This window comes from Sphingomonas sp. DMC8, assembly GCF_056314185.1.
Window position 1 is genome coordinate 88,848 of record NZ_JBQUYV010000004.1, and the last position, 21,967, is coordinate 110,814.

The following is a 21,967-nucleotide window of genomic DNA, read 5'->3' on the forward strand; positions in this document are numbered from 1 at the left end:
GGAGATGGTGTCAAATGAAACTAGCGAGCCTCAAGCACGGCCGCGACGGCAAGCTCGTCGTTGTCTCGAACGATCTCGCCTGGTGCGCGGATGCGACGCATATTGCGCCCACGCTGCAGGCGGCACTGGACGATTGGGAGCGGGTCGAGGGCGATCTGCGCAACCTTGCCACCGACCTGGAGCATGAAACCATCCCGATGATGCGCTTTCACGAGCGCCACGCCGCGGCCCCGCTGCCGCGCGCCTATCAATGGGCAGACGGGTCGGCCTATGTGAACCATGTCGCGCTGGTGCGGCAGGCGCGCGGGGCGGAACTACCCGACAGCTTCTGGCACGATCCGCTGATGTATCAGGGCGGATCGGACGGGTTTCTGGGCCCGCGCGACGCGATTCCGCTGAGGGACGAAAGCTGGGGCTGTGATCTGGAGGCCGAAGTGGTGGTCGTCACCGGCGACGTGCCGCTGGGGGCCAGCCGCGAAGAGGCGCTGGCGGCGATCCGGCTCGTCGGCCTGACCAACGATGTGTCCTTGCGCAACCTGATCCCGGGCGAACTGGCCAAGGGTTTCGGCTTCTTCCAGTCCAAGCCGGCCAGCGCCTTTTCGCCGGTGTTCGTTACGCCCGATGCGCTGGGCAGTTGGTGGCAGGATGGCAAGCTCCACCGTACGCTGATGGTCGATGTGAACGGCAAGCCATTCGGCCGAGTCGATGCCGGTGAGGATATGACCTTCGATTTCGGCACATTGATCGCCCATGCCGCCAAGACGCGGGCGCTGGGTGCCGGTACCATCATCGGGTCGGGCACCGTATCCAACCGCGATGCGGATGGCGGACCGGGCAAACCGATCGGCGAGGGCGGCAAGGGCTATTGCTGCCTGGCCGAGGTGCGTACGGTCGAGACGATCCTGCGCGGTAGCGCGGAGACGCCGTTCCTCAAGGCGGGCGATACCGTCCGCATCTGGGCGGAAGACGACAAGCACCACCCGATCTTCGGCGCGATCGAGCAGACGGTGGTGGCGGGGTGATCTCCGGCTGTCGGGGCGGCTTCAGAAATCGAAGCTGCCCTGACGGTCGACGAGTGGCCAGCGGCCCAGTTCGATATGCCGGTGGGCGCCGACGATGCTGTGAATCAGCACGAAATCGGTTGCGGTCCAGCGGATCGGGCTGAGGGCGCGGGAAAAGGGCCGCCCCTTGCGGTACATCAGCGTGACATGGGGGCGGAAGTGCCAGCCCGTTCGCAGCAATCCTACCCTTGCCATGCTGTGCTGGAGCGATTCCGCCAGCACGGCTAGCGCGGGGATGCACCGGCTCGGCCGCAGCGCAATCGATTCGCCGCTTGCGGAAAGCTGGTCCAGCGCCATCGGTATCGTGCCCGCCAGAACGCCTTCGCCGATCGCATGCAACTGCGCCGCGACCGTCGCGAGCGGATGGTCGAGATCGTCGGTGATTGCGAGTGTGGCGTGCAGGCGGCTGTCGGATATTTTGCTATCTGCCGGCCCTAACTGGTCCCGATGCCATGCGATCTGGTTGCACACGGGGGAAGGCCGGAGCGCGAAGAAGTAGCGATGGGCGATCGCGACCATCAGTGGAAATCGTGCGATTTGATGGGGATAATGTCCTCGCGCCGTGACGGCCAGCTTTCGGACGTGCGCTGCCGGGGATAGGCGTGGGCCGGATCGCTCGATCTGGCCCGTTTACGGTCGCGCGTATCGACGGTGCTGCCATGGGTTGCGCCGTCACCGGGCATCGTCATCTGCGGCAGGCCGCGTGCGCCGACGCTGCGGAGCAGTTCGGTCAGGTCGGTGATCGTCTCGGCGATCAGGTGTAGCACCTCGCCTTCGCGCTGGAGGCGCCCGCGCACCGAAATCATGGGTGCCGCAAGGATGATCGGGCGGTAGAGTGCGAAGCGTGCCGGCCAGACGATCGCATTGGCGATGCCGGTCTCGTCCTCCAGCGTCAGGAAGATGCTCTTGGCGCTCCCCGGCTTCTGGCGGACGAGGACGATACCGGCCACCTCCACCCGGGCGCCGTCCTTCAGGGCCTTGAGGTCGCCGCACGGGCGGATGCGGCGTGCGGCGAGCGTGCCGCGCAGGAAGTGGAGCGGGTGCGCGCGAAGACTTAGCTGGGTGGCGCGGTAGTCCTCCACCACCTCTCGGCCGGCGGTGAGCTGCGTGAGCGAGACAACCGGCTCGGCCGCCTGAATCGACCCTTCGATCGCGGCGAACAGCGGCAGCGGTGCCTGGTCGAGCGCCTTGATCGTCCAGAGTGCCTGGCGCCGATCCTTGCCGAAACAGCGGAAGGCATCGGCATTGGCGAGCTTCTCCAGCGCGGCGGGCGACACGCGGGCGCGGCGCCAGACATCTTCGATCGAGGTGAAGGGCCGTGCGGCAAGGGCAGCGAGGATCGCCTCGGCATCGCGGGCGGACAGGCCCTGCACCACCCGCATGCCGAGGCGGAGGGGGAGGAGGGAAGTGTGTGCCGCACTGCGCTCCCCTCCCGCTTGCGGGAGGGGTCGGGGGAGGGGGCTTTCGATCTTGGCGGTAGATGTGGTTGTCAGCCCCTCCCCTAGCCCCTCCCGCAAGCGGGAGGGGAGCGCAGGTAGAGAGGGTCGTAAGACCCGCGTATCCCACTCGCTGTCGTTTACGCACACCGCACGCACCTCGACCCCATGCTCGCGTGCATCGCGGACGATCTGCGCCGGCGCATAGAATCCCATGGGCTGCGCATTGAGCAGCGCCGCGCAGAAAATGTCCGGATGGTGGCACTTCATCCAGCTAGAGGCGTAGGCAATCTTCGCGAAGCTGGCCGCGTGGCTCTCGGGAAAGCCATAGCTGCCGAACCCTTCGATCTGTTTGAAGGTCCGTTCGGCAAAGTCCTGTGTGTAGCCCTTTTTGAGCATTCCGCTGATCATCTTCTCGCGGAAATGGGTGACGCCGCCGGTCGATTTGAACGTTGCCATTGCGCGGCGCAGCGCATCGGCCTCGGCGGGCTCGAAACCCGCGCCGACAATGGCGACCTTCATTGCTTGTTCCTGGAACAGCGGCACGCCGAAGGTCTTCTCCAACACGTCGCGCAGTTCCTCGCTCGGATACTCGACGGCTTCCTTCTTCTCACGCCGGCGCAGATAAGGGTGAACCATGTCACCCTGGATCGGCCCCGGCCGCACGATCGCGACCTGGATGACGAGGTCATAGAATTCCCGTGGCTTCAGCCGCGGTAGCATCGACATCTGCGCCCGGCTCTCGATCTGGAAGGTGCCGAGTGTGTCGGCCTTCTGGATCATGGCGAACGTTGCCGGATCGTCCTCCTGCATCGCGTCTGATGCGAGCGTCAGCTTCACGCCCTTGTGCTGCTCGAGCAGGTCGAACGCCCGCCGCATGCAGCCGAGCATGCCGAGCCCGAGAATGTCGACCTTCATCAGGCCGAGCTCCTCGATATCGTCCTTCTCCCATTCGATCACCCGCCGGTCGACCATCGCCGCCGGTTCGACCGGCACGATCTCGTCGAGATTCGCCTGCGCCAGCACGAAGCCGCCGGGATGCTGCGAGCGGTGGCGCGGCGTGCCGATCAGCTGGCGCGCAAGGTCGAGCGTCAGTGCCAGCCGCGGCTCGCTGGCGTCGAGGTTGAGCGCGGCGGCATCGGCCTCGCTCACGCCTTCATTCGACCAGCCCCAGACCTGCCCCGCAAGTCCCGCGGTCACGTCCTCGGGCAGCCCCAGCGCCTTGCCGACCTCGCGCACCGCACCCCTTGTACGATAGCGGCTGACTACGGCGGTTAGCGCGGCATGGCGGGCGCCATAGGTCTCGTAGATCCACTGGATCACTTCCTCGCGCCGCTCATGCTCGAAATCGACGTCGATATCGGGGGGCTCGTCGCGGTCCTCGGAAATGAACCGCTCGAACAGCAATTTGTGCTTCACCGGATCGATCGAGGTTATGCCTAGCAGGAAGCAGATCAGAGAGTTCGCCGCACTGCCGCGCCCCTGGCAAAGTATCTCCTGCGCCCGGGCAAAGCGGACGATCGAATGAACGGTCAGGAAATAGGGCGCGTAGCCGAACTTCTCGACCAGCCCCAGTTCCTTCCCCAGCAGTTCGGCATAGGCGGGCGGCGGCCCCTCCGGAAACGTCGCGGCGAGCGCGTCGCGGGCGAGCTTGGCCAGCGCTTCCTGCGGGCTGCGGCCGGACATTACCACTTCGTCTGGATAGCGATAGAGCTTGCCCAGCTCGCGCGGATTGAAGCTGCAGCGCTCGACTACCGCTTCCACGGCGTGCAGTGCCTCGGGCCAGGCGGCGAAGCGGCGCGCCATTTCGTGCGGGGGCTTCAGGTGCCGGCCGGCGCTGCGGGCGCGGCGGAAGCCGAGATCGTCGACCGTGGTGGTGTGGCGGATCGCGGTCATCACGTCGTGCAGCATCCGCCGGTCCGGATGATGATAGAGCACGTCGCCGGTGGCGAGCGGGGTCAGGCCATGTGTGGCAGCAGCTTCCGCCAGGCCATGCAGCCGCACCGCCTCCTGGGGCCGGCGATGCCGAGTGAGCGCCACATGACCGCGATCCCCGAACACATCCGCCATCCAGCGCAGCGCCGCCGGATCGCCACCGTCCGCCATGCCGGGGACGAGTGCCGCGACCAGGCCGTCCGCATGCCCCGCCACATCCTCCCAATGGAGGAAGCATTGCCCCTTCTCGCCATGCTGCGCGTCCGCCCGCGCCTTGCCGATGCTGAGCAGCCGGGTGAGTCGCGACCAGGCGGCGAGATCCTCGGGCCACACCAGCACCCCGTTGCCGTCGGTCAGATCGAGCCGACAGCCGGTGACCAGTCGCACGCCGGTCTGCTCCGCCGCAACAAGCCCGCGCACGATGCCGCCGACACTGTTGTGATCGGTAATGCCCAGCGCGGGCATGCCGTACGCCGCCGCAACCTCGAACAGTTCCGAAGGGGCGGAGGCGCCGCGGAGAAAGGAATAATGGCTGGTGACCTGGAGTTCGCTGTACATGGACAACTCACCCGAACAGGCCGTGCAGATACCAGCTGAGGTCGCCGGTCACTGCGCGCTCGCCATCGCCCTTGCGGAATAGCCAGTAGCGGCGACCGCGTTCGTCCTCGACGCGGAAATAGTCGCGCACGGCATGGGTCTCCGCCGCGCGCTTCCACCATTCGCCATGGATGCGCTCCGGCCCGTCGGCGCGAACCACCTCGTGCCGTTCGCCGCGCCAGGTGAAGCGGCGCGGCGGCTGATCGGGGAGTTCGGCCAGCACATGGTCGAGCCGTTCGGGCCGGCGCAGCAGGCGAATCGGGCGCGGCCAGTCCGGATGCCAGGGCGGCAGCGGCGCGTGACGATCAAGCTGGCGGACATCGTCGGCCTTCAGCGGCGGGGCTGCGCGCTCAGGCGGGTCGAGGGGCGGCAGAGCGACGGCAGAGCGCTCGGGTACGTCGCTTTCCACCGGCTGCATCCGCCACAGCCGGGCCATGCCGATCCGCGTTGCCAGCGTGTCGATCAGCGGCGCGAGATCGGGCACCGTCTCGTCATCGAGCCGCTCGTCCACCGGCAGCGCGCCTAGCGGCTCGCTGCGCAGCAAATGCAGCGTCATCGCATCGAGGCCATAGCCGGGCTCGATGCTGTCGATCCGGCGCGCGAGCAGGCGGAGGAGATGCGCCGGATCGCGGCTGGCGCGCGCGAGGCCCATACCGATCCGCTGCGGTACCCCGTCCACCCGATCAGCGACCAGCCCGATGCGGCGGGCACCTTGTCCCGCTTCCGCCAGCGCCTCGACGAAACGGCGGACGAGATCGCCCAGCCAATGGGCGATAGCCTCGGGGGTGGCGATCGGCTCGGCGAAGCGTTGGGTGACGGCAATCGGCTCGGGCGGAGTGACGGGGGTAATCGGCTCGGCGATGCGGCCCAGCGCCTGGTCGAGCCGTGCGGCGATCGTCGTGCCGAAACGGCGGACCAGCGGCGCGCGGGGGAGGGCGGCGAGCTGTCCGATATTATCGATGCCCAGCCGGTGGAGCAGCGCGATTGCGTCCTCCTCCAGCCGCAGCGCCTCTACCGGCAAGGGCGCGAGCCAGTCGCCATGGTCACGGGGCGGGCAGATGAGCAATGGCTCGGGGCGAAAGCGGGCGAACGCCCAGGCGGCGCCGGCGGTGTCAGCGACAGCGATTCGGCTCGCGAACCCCAGCCGTGCAAGCAGGGCGTACAGCCCGCGCAGCATGGCCGCCTCGTCGCCATGGAGATGGGCGACGCCGGTCAGGTCGAGGAACAACAAGTCATCGCCGGCGATGGTGACGCTGGGTGACCATCGCCGGGCGAGGCTGTGTGCCAGCCGGTTGAGATCGGCGCGGTCGCCTTGCGGATCGGCGGGGTCGATGCGGAGACAAGGCACCATTGCCCGTGCCTGAGTGACTGCCATACCGATGCGGATGCCGGCAGCGATGGCAGCCGGGCAGACGGCGGCGACTTCGCTGCGGCTGCCGGTGCGGCGGAAGAGGATGCGGGGGGACGTATCCCTCCTCTCGTCATCCCGGCGAAAGCCGGGATCCATTATCTTCTCCGTCGAAGAAGAAGCTGAAACCGCCAGGCGAATGGATCCCGGCTTTCGCCGGGATGACGGTTGTGGGCAGGCCGCGGGCGCAGCAAAGGACGGCGCAATTGCGCGCCCCGTCAACGCCAGCCGCACCACCCCGCCAGCCATCGCGCCGCCCTCGTCGGGCCGCATCCGCTTGAAGGCATGGTCTGCAGCTTCGCTGCGCCGGCCGAGTTCGCGCATTGGCGGGCGCTGGTGCAGTGGCAGCGCGGCGATGGCGGCATCGCGCGCAGCCCGCGCCCAGCGCGCGCCCGGCCGCCACCCGCCGCCGCGCTGGACGGAGCAGGCGGCGTCCAGTTCGGCGGTGGCGAGCGTGTGGAGAGATGCTAGACGTTCGTCGCTTTCACCACCCTCCCGCTTGCGCGAGGAGATGGGGGAGGGACTGACGTGGAAGGTGCGCTGTGCCGTTTCCGCCCCTCCCCCAACCCCTCCCGCAAGCGGGAGGGGAACAGAAGGCATAGCATCGGTGGAAGGCGCCCGGCCCCGCTCAGGCGGCAGCGCGCGCCGCTCGGCCCGCCGCACGCGGTCGAGCGACCAGTGGGGCAGGAAGAGCGCAGCGACCCGTTGCATCGCAAGCCTCCACCAACAGTTGGAACGATTCCCCCCCACGTTGCCGTGCCAGCGACAGCTCCCAGCGCGGCCGGCCCACGCCCTCCACCGGCAACGGTGCCGAGGGAGCACAGCTAACCCGCCAGCGTGTAACCGCCGCAGACGGCGCGCCGAAAGGATCGCTTCCTTCGCGGGCATGGCGCTTGAGCAGCAGCGCGATCGTGCGGCCGCCTTCGGCCACCAGTTGCAATCGCCGGGTGGCGGGCATGGCGACTCGCTTCACTTCGCCGATCACCGCACCCAGACCACGATGTCGCAGCCCTTCCTCCATGATCGCGAGCAGTTCGTCGTCGTCGCGCGCCTCGGCATAGATGACGCGCTTGGGGTCGAGCCCCACCTGCGCCAGCCCAGGGGCGAACAGGTCGCGGCGGCGCACCACCCACAGCACCGGACCCCAACAGCGCGCGGCAATCCCGCCGAGGAAGGTGGTGGCGGCGCAATCGTCGGTCAGGTCGGGCGAGGCGCCGGCAATTTCGTGCAGCGCATCGAGGCGTAGTCCTGCGTCCGCCAGCCGCGAATCGAGCTGCTCCAGCCCGAACGGCAGCACCGGGCGCCTGCGGAATCCGGTGCCGTCGATGGCGCTGAGCATTGCGCGCAACTGGTCGAGAGTGGCAGGATCGGGCACGGCGACTCGCTCGGGGTTGATGACAGGTCCGACTCGTTCGTTCCTATTTTGTTCCAATCTCGTCGCAAGTCAATCGGACTCCGAAGGTCAAATTTTTAGGCCAGCCCTGCTGCCCCATCTCGACAGCCGCTTTGAAATTTTATAACAGAGTCGCGCAATTCGAGTTCGTGCGTTGTCCGTGGCGACACGGCCGTTTTTGATGGAGAGACCATGACGGTGGACGCCCCGCGCGCCAACCTGCCGCCGCTATCGCTGCATGTGCCCGAGCCGCGATTCCGCCCCGGGGACGAAGCCGATTTCAGCGACCTGTCGATACCCCCAGCGGGTGCCGCGCGCCGGCCAGACAGCGCGGAAAAGGCAGAGCAGTTCCACGACCTCGCTTATGGCTTGATCCGCGTACTCGACGATTCGGGGAACGCCGTTGGTCCGTGGAATCCGCGGCTGGATGCAGAGGCGAAGCGCAAAATGCTGCGCAGCATGGCGCTGACCCGCGCCTTCGACGAGCGCATGTTCCGCGCCCAGCGCCAGGGCAAGACCAGCTTCTACATGAAGTCGACCGGCGAGGAGGCCGTGTCCGTCGCCGCCGCGCTGGCGATGGCCGGCGACGACATGTGTTTCCCCAGCTATCGCCAGCAGGGCATCCTGATCACGCGGGGCTATCCGCTGATCGACATGATGAACCAGATCTATTCGAACAAGGGCGATCCGCTGCAGGGCCGGCAGCTGCCGATCATGTATTCGTCGAAGGAAACGGGTTTCTTCTCAATCTCCGGCAACCTCGCCACGCAATACCCGCAGGCGGTGGGCTGGGCGATGGCGAGCGCGGCGCGCGGCGACACTCGCATCGCCGCCACCTGGTGCGGCGAAGGCTCTACAGCGGAAGGCGACTTCCACTCGGCGCTCACCTTCGCAACCGTCTATCGCGCGCCGGTGATCTTCAACGTCGTCAACAACCAATGGGCGATCTCGAGCTTCTCCGGTTTTGCCGGTGCCGAGGCGACCACCTTTGCGGCGCGGGCGATTGGCTATGGCATCGCCGGGCTGCGCGTCGATGGCAATGATGCGCTAGCCGTGTATGCGGCGACCCAGTGGGCGGCTGAGCGCGCGCGGACCAATCAGGGGCCGACGCTGATCGAGCATTTCACCTACCGCGCCGAGGGGCATTCCACCTCGGACGATCCCAGCGCCTATCGCTCGGCCGGCGAGCCCAATGCCTGGCCGCTCGGTGATCCGATCCGGCGGCTGAAGGACCATCTGATCGCCTTAAGCGAATGGGACGAGGAACGCCATGCGGCGATGGACCTCGAGCTCGCCGAGACGGTGAAGGCCGCGCAAAAGGCTGCCGAGAAGAACGGCATCCTCGGTCACGGCATGCACCAGCCGTTCGAGACCATGTTCGAGGGCGTGTTCGAGGAAATGCCCTGGCATTTGAAGGAACAGAGCGACCAGATGATCGCCGAGCGCAAGGCGGCCGGCATATGAGCGGCATGGACTGCCAACATATCACCCTCACCCTTCCCATCGCTGCGCGATGGGCCCCTTCCCTCTCCCACCGGGAGAGGGAGGGAGCGCCGAAGGCGCGGAAGGGTGAGGGTGGCCGCACCACGCTCCCCGGAGGTGCAGCATGAGCACCACTACCCGTATGAACATGATCCAGGCGATCAATTCCGCCATGGACGTGATGATGGAACGCGACCCCAATGTGGTCGTGATGGGTGAGGATGTCGGCTATTTCGGCGGCGTGTTCCGCGCGACCGCTGGGCTCCAGGCCAAATATGGCAAGACCCGCGCCTTCGATACGCCGATCACCGAGATCGGCATTGTCGGCGTGTCGATCGGCATGGGCGCCTATGGCCTGCGCCCCGTGCCCGAAATCCAGTTCGCCGACTATATCTACCCGGCGCTCGACCAACTCGTATCCGAGGCGGCGCGGCTGCGCTATCGCTCGAACGGCGACTTCACCGCGCCGATAACGGTGCGCTCGCCCTATGGCGGCGGCATCTTCGGCGGACAGACGCACAGCCAGTCGCCCGAGGGCATCTTCACGCACGTCTCGGGAATCAAGACGGTGATCCCGTCGACGCCCTATGACGCCAAGGGCCTGCTGATCGCCGCGATTGAGGATAACGATCCCGTCCTCTTCCTCGAGCCCAAGCGCATCTATAACGGCCCGTTCGACGGCCATTATGATCGCCCGGCGAAGAACTGGACGGCGCATCCCGCCAGCGAAGTGCCCGAAGGCTATTACCGCGTCGAACTCGGCAAAGCAGCAACGGTGCGCGAAGGCGAGGCGGTGACGATTCTATGCTACGGCACGATGGTGCATGTCGTCGCGAGCACCATCGAGGAGCTGGGCGTCGACGTCGAGATCATCGACCTGCGCACCCTTGTGCCGCTCGACATCGCGGCGATCGAGGCGTCGGTGAAGAAGACCGGCCGTTGCATGATCGTCCATGAAGCGACGCGCACCTCCGGCTTCGGTGCCGAGCTTTCCGCCTTGGTGCAGGAGCGCTGCTTCTACCATCTCGAAGCGCCGATCGCCCGCGTCACCGGTTTCGATACGCCCTATCCCCACAGCCTCGAATGGGCCTATTTCCCGGGTCCGGTGCGGATCCGCGAGGCGCTCAACAAACTCCTCAAGGATTGACGCCCATGGCTCGTTTTACCTTTCGTCTGCCGGACATCGGCGAAGGCATCGCCGAGGCAGAGATCGTCGCCTGGCACGTGAAGATCGGCGATCGCGTGGAGGAAGACCAGCAGGTCGCCGACATGATGACCGACAAGGCCACGGTGGAGATGGAATCGCCCGTCTCCGGCGTGGTGGTCGAGCTCGCCGGCGAAGTGGGCGACCAGGTGCCGATTGGTTCGGCGCTGATGGTGATCGAGGTCGAAGGCGAGGCGGAGACGCCGGTCGAGGAACAGGTCGAGGCCGAGAATCCGGGTGTGGAGGAAGCGACCGAGGCTGAAGCCGGCGCTCCCCTTCCGCTTGCGGGAGGGGCCGGGGGAGGGGCTGAAACTGCGCCCACACCCGCCACTACCACGTCACCTCCTCCCCCCGCCCCCCTCCCGCAAGCGGAAGGGGGAGAGAAGGTGCACGTCCTCGCTTCCCCCGCCGTGCGCGCCCGTGCGGCCGACCTCGGCATCGACCTTGCGCAGGTGAAGCCGGCCGAGGGTGATCGCATCCGTCACGCCGATCTCGACGCCTTCCTCCGCTATGGCAGCGCGCAGGGCTATCACGCGCCGCACGCCAGCCGCGCCCGCGAGGACCAGCCGGTGAAGGTGATCGGCATGCGCCGCCGCATTGCCGAGAACATGGCCGCGTCGAAGCGCGCCATCCCCCACTTCACCTATGTCGACGAGATCGACGTCACCGCGCTCGAAGCGATGCGCGCCGACCTCAACGCCAACCGTGGCCAGCGGCCCAAGCTGACCATGCTGCCCTTCCTGATCGTCGCGCTGTGCCGCACGCTGCCCGACTTCCCGATGCTCAACGCCCGCTATGACGACGAGGCCGGTGTGGTGACCCGCCACGGCCGCGTCCATCTCGGCATGGCGACGCAGACCGATGCCGGGCTGATGGTGCCGGTGATCCGCGATGCGCAGGACAAGAATGTCTGGCAGTTAGCGAGCGAGATCACGCGCCTTGCCGAAGCTGCGCGCACCGGCAAGGCGAAATCGGAGGAACTGAGCGGCTCGACGCTCACGGTCACCTCGCTCGGCCCGCTCGGCGGCATTGCCACGACGCCGGTAATCAACCGGCCGGAGGTGGCGATCATCGGCCCGAACAAGATCGTCGAGCGCCCGGTTTTTCACGGCGATGATATCGTCCGCGCCAAGCTGATGAACCTCTCAATCAGTTGCGACCATCGTGTCGTTGACGGCTGGGATGCCGCAAGCTTCGTTCAGGCGGTGAAGAAGCTGCTGGAAACCCCGGTTCTGCTATTCGCCGATTGAGCCCCGCTCAGCGCGCGAAGAAGATCGATTCGCTAAGCGCCTGACGCACGGCGTCGCGGCCTTCGATCATCCTTGCGCGTTCCGCCCGGTCGATCCCTTCGGCCTCGGCGGCAAGCGACTGGCGCTGGGCCTGGAGCTGGCGGAACGTCGCCATGTCGGCGGCACTTGCAAAGCCGAAATAGCCGCCGGCATTCGACCAGCTCTTCTTCGCCAGCAGCACGCACAGCTGATGGGTAGCATCGAGCATCGCCAGCCGGTTCTGGAGGCGCGGATCGCCTGCCCCGTCGGTGCCGGCCATGGTGGCAATGCCCTTCTTCGCGCCCTCGGCCAGTTGCGCGCCGGCAATCGCCTGGCGCAGTGCGGTGCGGGCCTTGGCGCGATCGGCACCGGCCGCCTCGGCCTGCCGGCGCAGCGCCGTGAAGGCATTGCAATCGGCAATCGCGCGCGGGTCCTGGCCCAGCGTGTAGGGGCTGTTGAGCGCGCCCACGCCCAACCGCTTCAGTCCCTCGTCATAGCTGTGTTCGGCCTGCTGCTCGGCGGCGGCGACCTGCGCGAAATGCTGCGAGATCGGGCCGCGGCCGGCGGCATCGGCGGGGAATTGCGGCGTGCCGTCGGCGGTCAGCTCGAGGTCGGCGAAGCTGCTGGCATCGGCGCGCGCCCGGCTCTGGAACTGGCCGTTGGCGACCAGCCCGGTGCCGATGCCGGCAACCGCCAGCAGCGCGAGCGAGCCCAGCCGCCAGCCCATTTCCGCACGGCGGATCGTCCAGACGAAGCCCGCCAGCCACAGCAGAATGCCGAGCACGAAGCCCGCCCCCAGCAGCAGGGCGAAGGGCTGCGGCGGCAGCAGCCGCGGCGCGGCAATGGCGGCGAGCACGAGCACCGCGCCGCCGGTCAGCACGGCGATCAGCGGATGGCCGTGCGGCGCCTGTTCCGCGATGGTTTGTTCGTCCGACATGATACCCCCAACCATATAGGCTCCCCCCGCCGGCGCATTGCCTAGCAATTCGGTTGCGGCGCGCAACGATTTCGGGGCCTAAAGATCCAGGCTGGATGCATTCTCTCGGCGATGCAGGGCACTGCGGCGCCCCGTTACAAGGGGGCGCCGCTGCGGCGCGGGCAGGGCCTGATCGCCCCGGCCGCGTCGGCTGGCAGGATTAGGAAAGCGCGATGTCGGGCGCGTCCTCTGCCTTCATGCCGATCACGTTGTAGCCGGCATCGACATGGTGGATTTCGCCGGTGACGCCGGCCGACAGATCCGACAGCATATAGAGCCCGGCGCCGCCGACATCCTCGATCGTCACGTTGCGGCGCAGCGGCGAGTTCAGCTGGTTCCACTTCAGGATATAGTTGAAATCGCCGATGCCGCGCGCCGCCAGCGTCTGGATCGGGCCGGCGGAAATGGCGTTCACCCGGATATTTTCCGGCCCCATGTCCATCGCCAGATATTTGACCGACGTCTCCAGCGCCGACTTGGCCACACCCATCACATTGTAATGGGGGACAACCTTTTCCGCGCCATAATAGCTGAGCGTCAGCAGGCTGCCGCCGTTCGGCATCAGCCGCCGCGCTCGCTGGGCGACGGCGGTGAAGCTGTAGACCGAGATGTTCATGGTCATCAGGAAATTGTCGAGCGTGGTGTCGTAATAGCGCCCGCGGAGCTGGTTCTTGTCCGAAAAGCCGATCGCATGGACGACGAAGTCGATCGTCGGCCAGCGCGCCGCCAGCGTTTCGAACGTGCCGTCGAGCGCCGCCATATCGGCGACGTCGCAATCGAGGAGGAAGTCGGAGCCGAGCTGTTCGGCCAGCGGCTTCACGCGCTTCAGCAGGGCATCGCCCTGATAGGAAAAGGCGAGTTCGGCCCCCTGCGCATGCAAAGCCTTGGCGATCCCCCAGGCCAGCGACTTGTCGTTGGCGAGGCCCATGATGAGCCCGCGCTTCCCTTGCATCAATCCGGTCACTTCGTCTGAATCTCCTGTCCTTGCTGCCCCTCTAGACCGGGTTCGGGCGTTTCCGCCAGTGCGGCGTTGAGTTCGGCCCCTACGACAAGGCCAAGCCCGACGAGGAAAAAGAAGATCAGCGTCACCATCACGCCCGCCAAGCTGCCATAGGTGGCGCCGTAGCCGCCCATGGTTCCCAGCACCCGCGGCAGAATGGCGGTGACGGCCATCCACCAGCAGGTGGTGAACGCCGCGCCCGGCCATTTGGGGCAGGCGGTGCGGCGATACCGGCTAGGCGTGAGCCAGTAGAACAGGATGTAGAGCGCCCCGAACAGCGCAAAGCCCGGTACCAGCCGGCTGAACGCCGCGAAACGCTGTGCCTCCACCGCCCAGGGCAGCACCCGGTAGAGGAACTGCTCCACCCCGGTCAGCAGTACTTGCACGGCAAAGGCCAGCATCACCAGCAGGACCGACAGCACGATCAGCCCGATCGCCCCCAGCCGGTATCGCCAGAAGGATTCGCCCGCCGGCACGCCATAGGCAGAACGGACGATGCTGCGAATCGTCTCGATAAAGCCGGCGGTGGTCCAAAGCCCGACCAGCGCGCCGAACCACAACAGCCAGCCGGTGCGGGCATGCAGCACTTCCACCACCGGATCGCGCAGCAGATGGGCGACATCGGGCGGCACGGTGCGCAGGAATGCCTCCAGCGCGTGCACCCCGGTGCCGGTGCGGCCGAGCAGGCTGGCCACCGCCGTGGCGACGATGAAGAAGGGGAACAGCGTTACCAGCGACAGATAGGCAAGGTTGCCGGCATAGGTGAACCCGTCGTTGAACGTGCCGACCACCACGCGCTTCAGCACTTCATAGACGCGCTCGGGCATACCCAGATCGCTGAGCCGGCGGTGGATGGTACCGCCCGCGCCTGTCCGCCGCGCCTCGGGCGATTGCGGCGAGAAGGGGAGGCGCTGCGGGTCGTCCACAGGCGGTCAGACGCCCATGCGGCCGCGCGGGTTCCCCTTGTTCTGCCAGCCCTGTGCAAATTCGATCAGCGCATCGTCATCGACCGGCAGGTCGACCATCAGCGTGACGAGCAGGTCGCCGCGCCCGCCCGCCTTGTGGTGGAAACCCCGCCCCTTTAGGCGCAGCACCTTGCCCGAGGTGGAGCCCTTGGGCACGGTGAGCATCACCGGGCCGTCGGGTGTCGGCACGCGCACCTGCGCGCCCAGCACCGCTTCCGCCAGCGTCACCGGCAGGTCGAGCCGGATGTCGTCGCCCTCGCGGGTGTAGAAACGGTGCGGCTGGATTTCGATGGTGACGATGGCGTCGCCGGGGCCGCCCGGGCCTTCCTCGCCCTTGCCGGCAAGGCGCATCTGCGTGCCGTCCTCCAGCCCGGCGGGCAGCTTCAGGTCGATCGTCTTGCCGTCGCGCAGGGTGATGCGCTGCGGCGCCAGCCGGGCCGCATCCTCGAACGCCACCGCCAGGCGATAGGCGATATTGGCGCCCTTGGGCTGCTGGCGCCGGCCGAACCCGCCAAAGCCGCCGCTGAACCCGCCACCGCCGCCGCGCTTGCCGCCGCCGAACAGCCCTTCGAAAATATCGCCGATGTCGCTTTCGCCGCCGCCGAAATCGAAATGGCCGCCGCCGGGGCGAAAGCCGCCGCCCGCGCCGGCGCCTGCGCCGCCAAAGCCGAATGGCGCGGTGGGGTTGCCGTCGCCGTCGATCTCGCCCCGGTCGAACCGCGCGCGCTTGTCGGCATCGGTCAACAGGTCATAGGCCTGCGTCACCTGGCTGAACCGTTCGGCCGCCTTCGGATTGTCCTGGTTGCGATCGGGGTGCAGCTCCTTGGCCAGCTTGCGATAGGCCTTCTTGATGTCCGCCTCGCTCGCACTGCGCGCCACACCCAGCGTTGCGTAAGGATCCGCCACCTAATTCCCCAGTTCGTACCAAAAAATCTGCCCGTCCCTTATAGAAGGGCGCTCGCCGGGAACATCGGCGCGCGAACCGTTTCGCGCAAGGGGCGGCAGTGCAGGCGGTACCTGCACGATTGTCGAAGTTTAGGAAGTTTAGGCACCTCGCGTATATCTCGCAGGCCGGTTCGGTGCCGACGCCGAGCGGATTTTCCTGCGGGCGGGCGGGACGAAGTTTAGGCTCACGCGCGCATGCGCGAGAGGTGAGGGGGTATTGATCCGGCGGGTGCAAAGAGCGGCGCCTTGTGAGGTGCGATTCGAACATATGGGGAACAATGGGGTGGTTGGCAAGGGCGGTTCGCGACCAGATTCGGCTGCACCAAACGGCGAATGGCACCAACCTGAAATTGCATTAGCGTTTCACGAATTGACTTTGTGAAATGAAAATGTATATAAATTGGGTCGATTAGGAAGGCTCGGCTATGGCTGCTACGCTTCACGTCCTCCGACCACAGACGCCCCCGCTTGCCGGCTTTCTCCGTCTTGGGCTTACGGGCCACCGCAAATCCGTCTCCGCGATGCGCGCTCCGGCCTTGATTCAAAAGAAGCCTGATACCCGGTCGCCCGCCACCATCTTCAGGGGCGGATCAAAGGGCATTAGCGCGGTTTTCGGACGATAAATATGGCAAGTGCAGTCGCTACAATCATCAACGACCTGCGGGAGCGCGGAGGGCTGAAAGGCACGGACGTCGCGAACATCGCGGCCGTGTCCCCCGCCACGGTATCGCGCTGGACTACCGGCACGTCGTTCCCGCAGCCCAAGACCCAGCTTCTGATCTCGGATCTTCGCTATGTCGTTGATCGGCTCGCCGACCTCTACGATCCCGAAGAGACGCGCCTCTGGCTCTACGCCAAGCATCCCTTGCTCAACGGCGAGCGTGCGATCGATCTCATCCACGAAGGTCGCGCGGATGCGGTGCTGGGTATCATCGAAGGGCTGAACGAAGGGACGTACAGCTAAGGTGACGGGCTCGCCGCGGATGCATGACCGGGCGATCCTTGACGCCCTTGAGGCTACCGAAACGACAGCATTAACCTTGGACGTGTGGCGGGTCACACGGTCGGATCGCGATCCGATCCGCGGTTCTGCGGCACCGGGGCGGTGGAGCCCCGGCGGTTCGATCGAAGTGCTCTACACGAGTCTCCAACGCGATGGCGCGCTTGCCGAAATCGGGTTTCGGCTCGGCCTCGAACCCGTCTGGCCAAGTCGCATCTCGCATCAGATCCACGCGATTGGAGTCCAGACCGAGCGGACCCTCCATTTTGCAGACGTGCCGGCGCTCGCTGCATTCGGCATCAACACCGATCGCTATTCCAGTTTCGACTATGAGGCTTGCCAGGCGCTTGCGGCGGCTGCGCACTTCATGGAGTTCGATGGGCTTCTTGTCCCGAGCGCTCGACATCGCTCTCAGAATCTCGTCGTGTTCATGGACCGCGACGCTGCGACCTCGCTTGAGGTCCGCTCAACCGAGGACGTGGACTGGGCAGCATGGCGACGCGGCAACAAGCGGTAGAGCCGGCGCGACATGACGGGAAGCCCAGACGGGAGAGGCTGCCCGTTGCAATGGTGACGCAGGTGTTGGTCGCGGCGCGGAGAGGCGCTGTCGGGATATGAAAATCGCTACCGGCGCAGGCGGAATGGAGACCTGATTCTTTCGCAGCCTCCGCTCCCCCGATGACAGCGGCGGAGCAAGATGCTATCCCAACCCTACCCGCGTGACTGGCGATCGGATGGAGCACCATCGGGGAGCGCGGGGTAGAATGGCCGCATCGCCTGGGCACCCTTCCCGATGGAGGAACCTGTGGCCGAACCGCTCCATATCGCCTTTCTGCTGTTTCCCGGCGTTACCCAGCTCGATCTGACCGGCCCCGCGCAGGTGCTGTCGCGCCTGGGCGATGTGAAGATCGATCTGGTTGCTGCGTCTCTGGCGCCGGTGCTGACCGACGCGCAATTTCCGCTCCTGCCCAGCGCGACTTTCGATTCGCTTGCCGCAACCGATCTGCTCTGCGTGCCCGGCGGCTTCGGCACCGTGGCGGCGATGCAGGACGAAGCGACGCTCGCCTGGCTGCGGCAGGTGGGGGAAGGCGCGCAGTGGGTGACGAGCGTGTGCACCGGCTCCTTGCTGCTGGCGGCGGCGGGGTTGCTCACCGGTTATCGGGCGGCCTGCCACTGGGCCTCGCGCGACCAGCTTGCCTGGTTCGGCGCCGAGCCGGTTGCCGAGCGCGTGGTGTTCGATCGCAACCGCGTGACGGGCGGCGGCGTGACGGCGGGCATCGACTTCGCGCTGGCGCTGACGGCTGCGATACGGGGCGAGGCGCATGCGCGGCTGGTGCAGCTAAGCCTCGAATATGATCCTGCGCCGCCGTTCGACAGCGGCTCGCCCGACCGCGCCGATGCCGAAACGCTGGCGCGCTATCACGCAATGGTCGAGCGGAACGCGCCCGGCCGCGCCGAACAGGTGCGCGCCGTGGCCGATCGGCTGAAGGCGCAGGGGCTGCTGCCCGCCTAGCCCCCCTTCTTCCCCAGCAAATCCTTCAACCCCGACAGCGCGCCCATCGGGCCGGCTTCCTCTTCGGTCTTCACCCCCGCCGCGCGCAGCACGTCGGCGGCGCGGGGGCTGCGGGGATAGGGGTCCAGCGCCAGCGCCATCGTTTCGGCCGCGGCCTCGCCAAGGTCGATCGTGCCGCCGGTGTAGAAGACGATGTCGCATTCGTCCTCGCTCAGCTCGACTTCGTCGTCGGCGCTGCCTGCTTCCGGCTCGGGGACGAAGCGAATCGCGAAATCTTCCTCCACCCTGGCCGGCAGCGGATCGCCGGTCACGACGCAGCTCTGGGTCAGCCGGGCGGAGAGATGGCCATGGGCGACGATGCCCTGCGCATCGCGGCGCAGGCGATAGACGGCCTCCAACCGCTCGATCGCGGCAAGGCCGAACCGGCGGGACAGGGCGGCGCGCTCGGCCTCGTCGGCGGCGACGGGGACTTCGCTTTCGCCCGCACCGATCTGGTCGAGCCGGTGGGGGCGGGAAAATTCGGGGGCGGTCATCGGGGCAGTTCTCCGGCGATCAGCTGCGCGATCGGCTGGGCGGCGAGTGCGGTGTGCAGGGCGCGAAGCTGCGCCTCGACATGCGCCAGCGCGGCGGGCTCGGGCTCGGCGCCGCGATAGAGGTTGCGCACCAGCGCAGGTGCCAGCGTGCCGCTTTCCAGCCCGGCGCGATAGGCGCCCAGCCGGCCGCCCAGCATGCCCATCATCCGCCCGACATGCTTGCCGACGATGATGTCGCCGATGCCGATCTCGCGCAACTGGCCGTCCATATCGTCGATAAAGCATTCGGCCAGCGCGGTGCTGGGGGCGATTCCCGCCGGTTCCGCCTCCAGCCGCAGCAGCACCATGCACAGCACGGCGGCGATCATGTCGAACCGTCCGTCGACCGTGTCGGGCACGGCGCCGTCGAGATACCAGTGCGGCGCGCGGCCGCGTTCCACCACGGCGCGATAGAGCTGCGGCGCGGTGCCGCGATCGGGGCGGCGCAGGAGCCGCTGGAGCATTCGCATCGCTGTTGTTCGTCCGTTCCTCGGTCGCGACCTTGTTTGGCCGCATTTTGCCGCATATTGAGGCGTTCGGTCCGCGATGCAATGCGCGGCCGGTTGCGTTTGCCTGGAGATTCCCATGTCGCTTTCCGTTCGCACGCTCGGCGCCGCCGCGTTGCTCGCCGCGCTCGGCACCACCGCCTGCGCGCCGACGCGGACGCACACCGGCTATGTTGTCGACAATGACCTGATTTCCTCTGTCCAGCCGGGCATCGATACGCGCCAGTCGGTGCTGCAGACGCTGGGCCATCCGACGCTGACCAGCCAGTTCAACGAAGGCGAATGGTATTATGTGTCGCGCGCCAACTCGAACCTGCAGTACAAGAAGCCGCGGGTGACGAGCCAGATGACGCTGCGCGTGCGATTCGATCAGGCCGGCAACGTCATCGCCGTCGACAAGACCGGTGCCGAGCTGATCGCCTCGGTCTCGCCCTATGGCAAGAAGACGCCGACGCTGGGGCGCCACCACAATTTCTTCCAGGATCTGTTCGGCAATATCGGCACGGTCGGTGCGGCCGGCGTAGGCGGACCGAGCGGCGGCAACACCGGCCCGTAAGCCGGTTGCCGCCCGGGCTGGCGGCATCAGCGCACGGTGAAGCGGATCTGGTCGATCACCCGGCCGCCCGCATCGACCAGCTGGAGCAGATGGCTGCCGGGCGGGGCGAGCATGAGCGGCGGCGAATCGGCCGCGCCCAGATCATGCCCGTCCATCCGCAGCCGATGCCCGGCCACGTCGCCGCTGAGCTGGATCGCCAGCCGCTGGTTGGCGGGCGGAATGTCGGGATCGAGCGCATAGATGCTGCCCGAGGCGGGATTGGTGATGTGCGGCCGCCGCGCGGCCTCCGGCGCCAGCGCGACCCGGTCGAGTGCGGTGCCGGTCAGGAAATATTCGCGGCGCGGCTGCTCGGCGCCCTGGGCGAAGCGGACGGTGCGGGTCTCGATTCCGGCGGGGCGAGGCGGCGCGCGGCCGGGCCGGCCCTCGTGCAGCGCCACCATCACGTCGCGCCACACGGGGGCCGCGCCGCTGGTGCCGGAGACGGCGCGCATCGGATCGCCTTCGAGATTGCCGACCCAGACGCCGACGGTGAAGCGATCCGAAAAGCCGATGCACCAATTGTCGCGCATCGCCTTGGACGTGCCGGTCTTCACCGCCGCCCAGAAGGGGAGGCGCAGCGCCGAATCGGGGCCGAAGGTGGCGACGCGGGCATTGGGATCGGCGAGCATGTCCGCCACGATCCATGCCGCCGCCGGGGTGGTGACGGCGCGCGGCGGGAAGGTCTTCGCATCGGGTTCGACATGGAGCGGCGCCCAGCGCCCGCCGATCGCCAGGCTGCGATAGGCGGCGACCTGTTCGACCAGCGTCACTTCGGCCGAGCCTAGCGCCAGCGAATAGCCATAATATTGGCCGTCCTCGGTCAGCCCGCGATAGCCGGTGTCCCATAGCCGGTCGCGAAACGCATCGACACCGACCAGCAGCAGCGTCCGCACCGCCGGCACGTTGAGCGATCCGGCCAGCGCCACCCGCGCCGATACCGGCCCCTTGAAGGCGCGGTCGTAATTCTGGGGCACGTAGAGGCCCGAGGCGGTGTCGAGCTGCACCGGCGAATCGTCGAGCAGCGAGGCGGCGGTCAGATAGCCTTTCTCGATCGCCTCGGCGTAGAGGAAGGGCTTCAGCGTCGATCCCGCCTGGCGATAGGCGGCGGCGCCGTCGACCTGCGGCGCAGTCGATTCGCCACCGATGCCGCCGACATAGGCGAGGATCGCGCCGGTCGCATTGTCGGCGACCACCACCGCGCCGTCGCGCGCCCGGCTGCCGCCCAGATCCTGCAACTGGCGGCGTAGCGCGGCGATGGCGACGCGCTGGATGCCCGCGTCGAGCGTGGTCTTCACCCGCATCCCCGGCGCGGTGAGCAGCTTGGCGGCGAGGTGCGGGGCAAGGCCCGGATCGAGCGCCAGGCTGCGCGCGGGGCCGAGCATCGAGGCGGCACCGGCGGCAAGGCTCGCGCAATCCGCCCGCCGCGCCATCGCACAGGCACGCGCGGCGATGGCGGCGGCGCCCGCGCGCGGATCGGGCAGCAGTGCGGCGAGCAGCAGCGCATCGTCCTGCGTCAGCGTCGCGGGTGTCTTGCCGAACAGGCTGAGCGCAGCGGCGCCGATCCCCTGCGACTCCCCCCGGAAGCCCGCAAGGTTCAGATAGGCCTCGAGAATCTGGTCCTTGGTCCAGACCCGCTCGATCAGCGCACCGGCGCGCATCTGGCGCAATTTGTCGATCCAGCCGCGCCGGCCGGGCCGGGCCAGCTCGGGCGCCAGAAACGCCGCGACCTGCATCGACAAGGTGGAGGCGCCGCGCGGGCGCTTGCCTTCGATCCGGTCGCGCAGTGTGGCGGCAATGGCAAGCCAGTCGATGCCGGCATGGCTGGCGAAGCGGCGATCCTCAGCGCCCATGATCGTATCGCGCGCCACCGGGGCCACATCGCGCAGCCGCGTCCAGGCAAGCCGCCGTGCCAGGAAATCGACGCGGCTGCTGTCGATCAGCGTGCCGTTGCGGTCATAGAGCCACGCCTCGCTCGGCTGCCAGTGCGTGCGCACGGCGGCGGGGGATGGAAGCGGTGGGGGGGCGGTGATCCAGTCGAGCGCCACCAGCCCGGCGACGAGCAGGCACAGCGCCGCCAGCGCCAGCCTGGTCGGTGCCAACAGCCAGCGCCA

General features: G+C 67.4%; 20 protein-coding genes and 1 riboswitch. Of the genes, 9 read left to right on the forward strand and 11 right to left on the reverse strand.

What is annotated here, in order from left to right; translation table 11 throughout:
* Positions 1-14 precede the first annotated feature (14 nt).
* The gene (locus tag ACT53K_RS09875; protein WP_476228450.1) at positions 15-1,022 is read left to right on the forward strand and encodes a fumarylacetoacetate hydrolase family protein; all 1,008 of its coding nucleotides are present in this window, start codon (positions 15-17) and stop codon (positions 1,020-1,022) included.
* A 21-nt stretch (positions 1,023-1,043) separates the two neighbouring features.
* Here ACT53K_RS09875 and ACT53K_RS09880 read toward each other — a convergent pair whose 3' ends face one another.
* From ACT53K_RS09880 to ACT53K_RS09890, 3 genes are read right to left on the reverse strand one after another with little or no spacing between them, the layout of a single operon-like run.
* Positions 1,044-1,580, reverse strand: coding sequence for a 2'-5' RNA ligase family protein (locus ACT53K_RS09880; protein WP_476228451.1), 537 nt, complete (start codon positions 1,578-1,580; stop codon positions 1,044-1,046).
* A complete protein-coding gene (locus ACT53K_RS09885) occupies positions 1,580-4,990 on the reverse strand; it encodes an error-prone DNA polymerase (RefSeq protein ID WP_476228452.1) in 3,411 nt (1,136 codons plus the stop codon). The genes ACT53K_RS09880 and ACT53K_RS09885 overlap by 1 nt, the downstream gene beginning before the upstream one ends.
* Positions 4,991-4,997: 7 nt before the next feature.
* Positions 4,998-6,536, reverse strand: a complete 1,539-nt coding sequence (locus ACT53K_RS09890) for a Y-family DNA polymerase (protein WP_476228453.1) — start codon at positions 6,534-6,536, stop codon at positions 4,998-5,000.
* A 186-nt stretch (positions 6,537-6,722) separates the two neighbouring features.
* On the opposite strand from ACT53K_RS09890, the gene ACT53K_RS09895 reads away from it, so the two are divergent.
* Positions 6,723-6,908, forward strand: a complete 186-nt coding sequence (locus ACT53K_RS09895; protein ID WP_476228454.1) for a hypothetical protein — start codon at positions 6,723-6,725, stop codon at positions 6,906-6,908.
* 157 nt (positions 6,909-7,065) lie between these two features.
* On the opposite strand, the gene ACT53K_RS09900 is transcribed toward ACT53K_RS09895, so the two are convergent.
* Positions 7,066-7,776: an ImuA family protein gene (locus tag ACT53K_RS09900; RefSeq protein WP_476228741.1), complete on the reverse strand. Its 711-nt coding sequence runs from the start codon at positions 7,774-7,776 to the stop codon at positions 7,066-7,068.
* A gap of 246 nt (positions 7,777-8,022) precedes the next feature.
* Here ACT53K_RS09900 and ACT53K_RS09905 point away from each other — a divergent pair, with 246 nt between their 5' ends.
* The 3 genes from ACT53K_RS09905 to ACT53K_RS09915 all read left to right on the forward strand — a co-directional run bounded on the left by ACT53K_RS09905 (position 8,023) and on the right by ACT53K_RS09915 (position 11,766).
* Positions 8,023-9,294: a thiamine pyrophosphate-dependent enzyme gene (locus ACT53K_RS09905; RefSeq protein ID WP_476228455.1), complete on the forward strand. Its 1,272-nt coding sequence runs from the start codon at positions 8,023-8,025 to the stop codon at positions 9,292-9,294.
* Between the two features lie 160 nt (positions 9,295-9,454).
* On the forward strand, positions 9,455-10,459 hold the full coding sequence (locus tag ACT53K_RS09910; protein WP_476228742.1) for an alpha-ketoacid dehydrogenase subunit beta: 1,005 nt from the start codon (positions 9,455-9,457) through the stop codon (positions 10,457-10,459).
* A gap of 5 nt (positions 10,460-10,464) precedes the next feature.
* Positions 10,465-11,766 carry a dihydrolipoamide acetyltransferase family protein gene (locus tag ACT53K_RS09915; protein WP_476228456.1) on the forward strand — a complete coding sequence of 434 codons (1,302 nt, stop codon included), beginning with the start codon at positions 10,465-10,467 and terminating at the stop codon, positions 11,764-11,766.
* A 7-nt stretch (positions 11,767-11,773) separates the two neighbouring features.
* Here the strand turns inward: ACT53K_RS09915 and ACT53K_RS09920 are convergent, their stop codons facing one another.
* From ACT53K_RS09920 to ACT53K_RS09935, 4 genes are all read right to left on the reverse strand, one after another.
* The gene (locus ACT53K_RS09920; protein WP_476228458.1) at positions 11,774-12,721 is read right to left on the reverse strand and encodes a hypothetical protein; all 948 of its coding nucleotides are present in this window, start codon (positions 12,719-12,721) and stop codon (positions 11,774-11,776) included.
* A 199-nt stretch (positions 12,722-12,920) separates the two neighbouring features.
* The gene (fabI, locus tag ACT53K_RS09925) at positions 12,921-13,724 is read right to left on the reverse strand and encodes an enoyl-ACP reductase FabI (RefSeq protein ID WP_476228459.1); all 804 of its coding nucleotides are present in this window, start codon (positions 13,722-13,724) and stop codon (positions 12,921-12,923) included.
* Positions 13,721-14,686 (reverse strand): YihY/virulence factor BrkB family protein, encoded by a 966-nt coding sequence (locus tag ACT53K_RS09930; protein ID WP_476228460.1) that lies wholly within the window; start codon positions 14,684-14,686, stop codon positions 13,721-13,723. The genes fabI and ACT53K_RS09930 overlap by 4 nt, the downstream gene beginning before the upstream one ends.
* Before the next feature lie 6 nt (positions 14,687-14,692).
* The gene (locus ACT53K_RS09935; RefSeq protein ID WP_476228461.1) at positions 14,693-15,631 is read right to left on the reverse strand and encodes a DnaJ C-terminal domain-containing protein; all 939 of its coding nucleotides are present in this window, start codon (positions 15,629-15,631) and stop codon (positions 14,693-14,695) included.
* 664 nt (positions 15,632-16,295) lie between these two features.
* On the opposite strand from ACT53K_RS09935, the gene ACT53K_RS09940 reads away from it, so the two are divergent.
* From ACT53K_RS09940 to ACT53K_RS09950, 3 genes are all read left to right on the forward strand, one after another.
* Positions 16,296-16,634, forward strand: a complete 339-nt coding sequence (locus tag ACT53K_RS09940; protein WP_476228462.1) for a hypothetical protein — start codon at positions 16,296-16,298, stop codon at positions 16,632-16,634.
* A gap of 1 nt (position 16,635) precedes the next feature.
* Positions 16,636-17,187 carry an RES family NAD+ phosphorylase gene (locus ACT53K_RS09945; RefSeq protein ID WP_476228463.1) on the forward strand — a complete coding sequence of 184 codons (552 nt, stop codon included), beginning with the start codon at positions 16,636-16,638 and terminating at the stop codon, positions 17,185-17,187.
* A 192-nt stretch (positions 17,188-17,379) separates the two neighbouring features.
* A riboswitch (ZMP/ZTP riboswitch) is annotated at positions 17,380-17,460 on the forward strand.
* Positions 17,461-17,475: 15 nt separating this feature from the next.
* Positions 17,476-18,183 (forward strand): DJ-1/PfpI family protein, encoded by a 708-nt coding sequence (locus ACT53K_RS09950; RefSeq protein ID WP_476228464.1) that lies wholly within the window; start codon positions 17,476-17,478, stop codon positions 18,181-18,183.
* Here the strand turns inward: ACT53K_RS09950 and ACT53K_RS09955 are convergent.
* Entirely contained in the window at positions 18,180-18,716 is a 537-nt protein-coding gene (locus tag ACT53K_RS09955) for a YceD family protein (RefSeq protein ID WP_476228465.1), read from the reverse strand. The two genes, ACT53K_RS09950 and ACT53K_RS09955, sit on opposite strands and share 4 nt — an antisense overlap.
* Positions 18,713-19,225 (reverse strand): ubiquinol-cytochrome C chaperone family protein, encoded by a 513-nt coding sequence (locus ACT53K_RS09960; protein WP_476228466.1) that lies wholly within the window; start codon positions 19,223-19,225, stop codon positions 18,713-18,715. The genes ACT53K_RS09955 and ACT53K_RS09960 overlap by 4 nt, the downstream gene beginning before the upstream one ends.
* 115 nt (positions 19,226-19,340) lie before the next feature.
* Here ACT53K_RS09960 and ACT53K_RS09965 point away from each other — a divergent pair, with 115 nt between their 5' ends.
* On the forward strand, positions 19,341-19,817 hold the full coding sequence (locus ACT53K_RS09965) for an outer membrane protein assembly factor BamE (RefSeq protein WP_476228467.1): 477 nt from the start codon (positions 19,341-19,343) through the stop codon (positions 19,815-19,817).
* A gap of 26 nt (positions 19,818-19,843) precedes the next feature.
* Here the strand turns inward: ACT53K_RS09965 and pbpC are convergent, their stop codons facing one another.
* A complete protein-coding gene (gene pbpC / locus ACT53K_RS09970; protein WP_476228743.1) occupies positions 19,844-21,958 on the reverse strand; it encodes a penicillin-binding protein 1C in 2,115 nt (704 codons plus the stop codon).
* Positions 21,959-21,967 lie beyond the last annotated feature (9 nt).

Excerpts from the sequence above, each read along its gene's own strand:
- ACT53K_RS09960 (WP_476228466.1), bottom strand. The coding sequence starts at position 19,225 with ATGCGAATGCTCCAGCGGCTCCTGCGCCGCCCCGATCGCGGCACCGCG.
- ACT53K_RS09910 (WP_476228742.1), top strand. The coding sequence starts at position 9,455 with ATGAACATGATCCAGGCGATCAATTCCGCCATGGACGTGATGATGGAA.
- ACT53K_RS09900 (WP_476228741.1), bottom strand. The coding sequence starts at position 7,776 with ATGCTCAGCGCCATCGACGGCACCGGATTCCGCAGGCGCCCGGTGCTG.
- ACT53K_RS09915 (WP_476228456.1), top strand. The coding sequence starts at position 10,465 with ATGGCTCGTTTTACCTTTCGTCTGCCGGACATCGGCGAAGGCATCGCC.
- ACT53K_RS09905 (WP_476228455.1), top strand. The coding sequence starts at position 8,023 with ATGACGGTGGACGCCCCGCGCGCCAACCTGCCGCCGCTATCGCTGCAT.
- ACT53K_RS09965 (WP_476228467.1), top strand. The coding sequence starts at position 19,341 with ATGTCGCTTTCCGTTCGCACGCTCGGCGCCGCCGCGTTGCTCGCCGCG.
- ACT53K_RS09885 (WP_476228452.1), bottom strand. The coding sequence starts at position 4,990 with ATGTACAGCGAACTCCAGGTCACCAGCCATTATTCCTTTCTCCGCGGC.
- ACT53K_RS09920 (WP_476228458.1), bottom strand. The coding sequence starts at position 12,721 with ATGTCGGACGAACAAACCATCGCGGAACAGGCGCCGCACGGCCATCCG.
- ACT53K_RS09895 (WP_476228454.1), top strand. The coding sequence starts at position 6,723 with ATGGTCTGCAGCTTCGCTGCGCCGGCCGAGTTCGCGCATTGGCGGGCG.
- ACT53K_RS09875 (WP_476228450.1), top strand. The coding sequence starts at position 15 with ATGAAACTAGCGAGCCTCAAGCACGGCCGCGACGGCAAGCTCGTCGTT.
- ACT53K_RS09955 (WP_476228465.1), bottom strand. The coding sequence starts at position 18,716 with ATGACCGCCCCCGAATTTTCCCGCCCCCACCGGCTCGACCAGATCGGT.
- ACT53K_RS09880 (WP_476228451.1), bottom strand. The coding sequence starts at position 1,580 with ATGGTCGCGATCGCCCATCGCTACTTCTTCGCGCTCCGGCCTTCCCCC.
- ACT53K_RS09940 (WP_476228462.1), top strand. The coding sequence starts at position 16,296 with ATGGCAAGTGCAGTCGCTACAATCATCAACGACCTGCGGGAGCGCGGA.
- ACT53K_RS09890 (WP_476228453.1), bottom strand. The coding sequence starts at position 6,536 with ATGGATCCCGGCTTTCGCCGGGATGACGAGAGGAGGGATACGTCCCCC.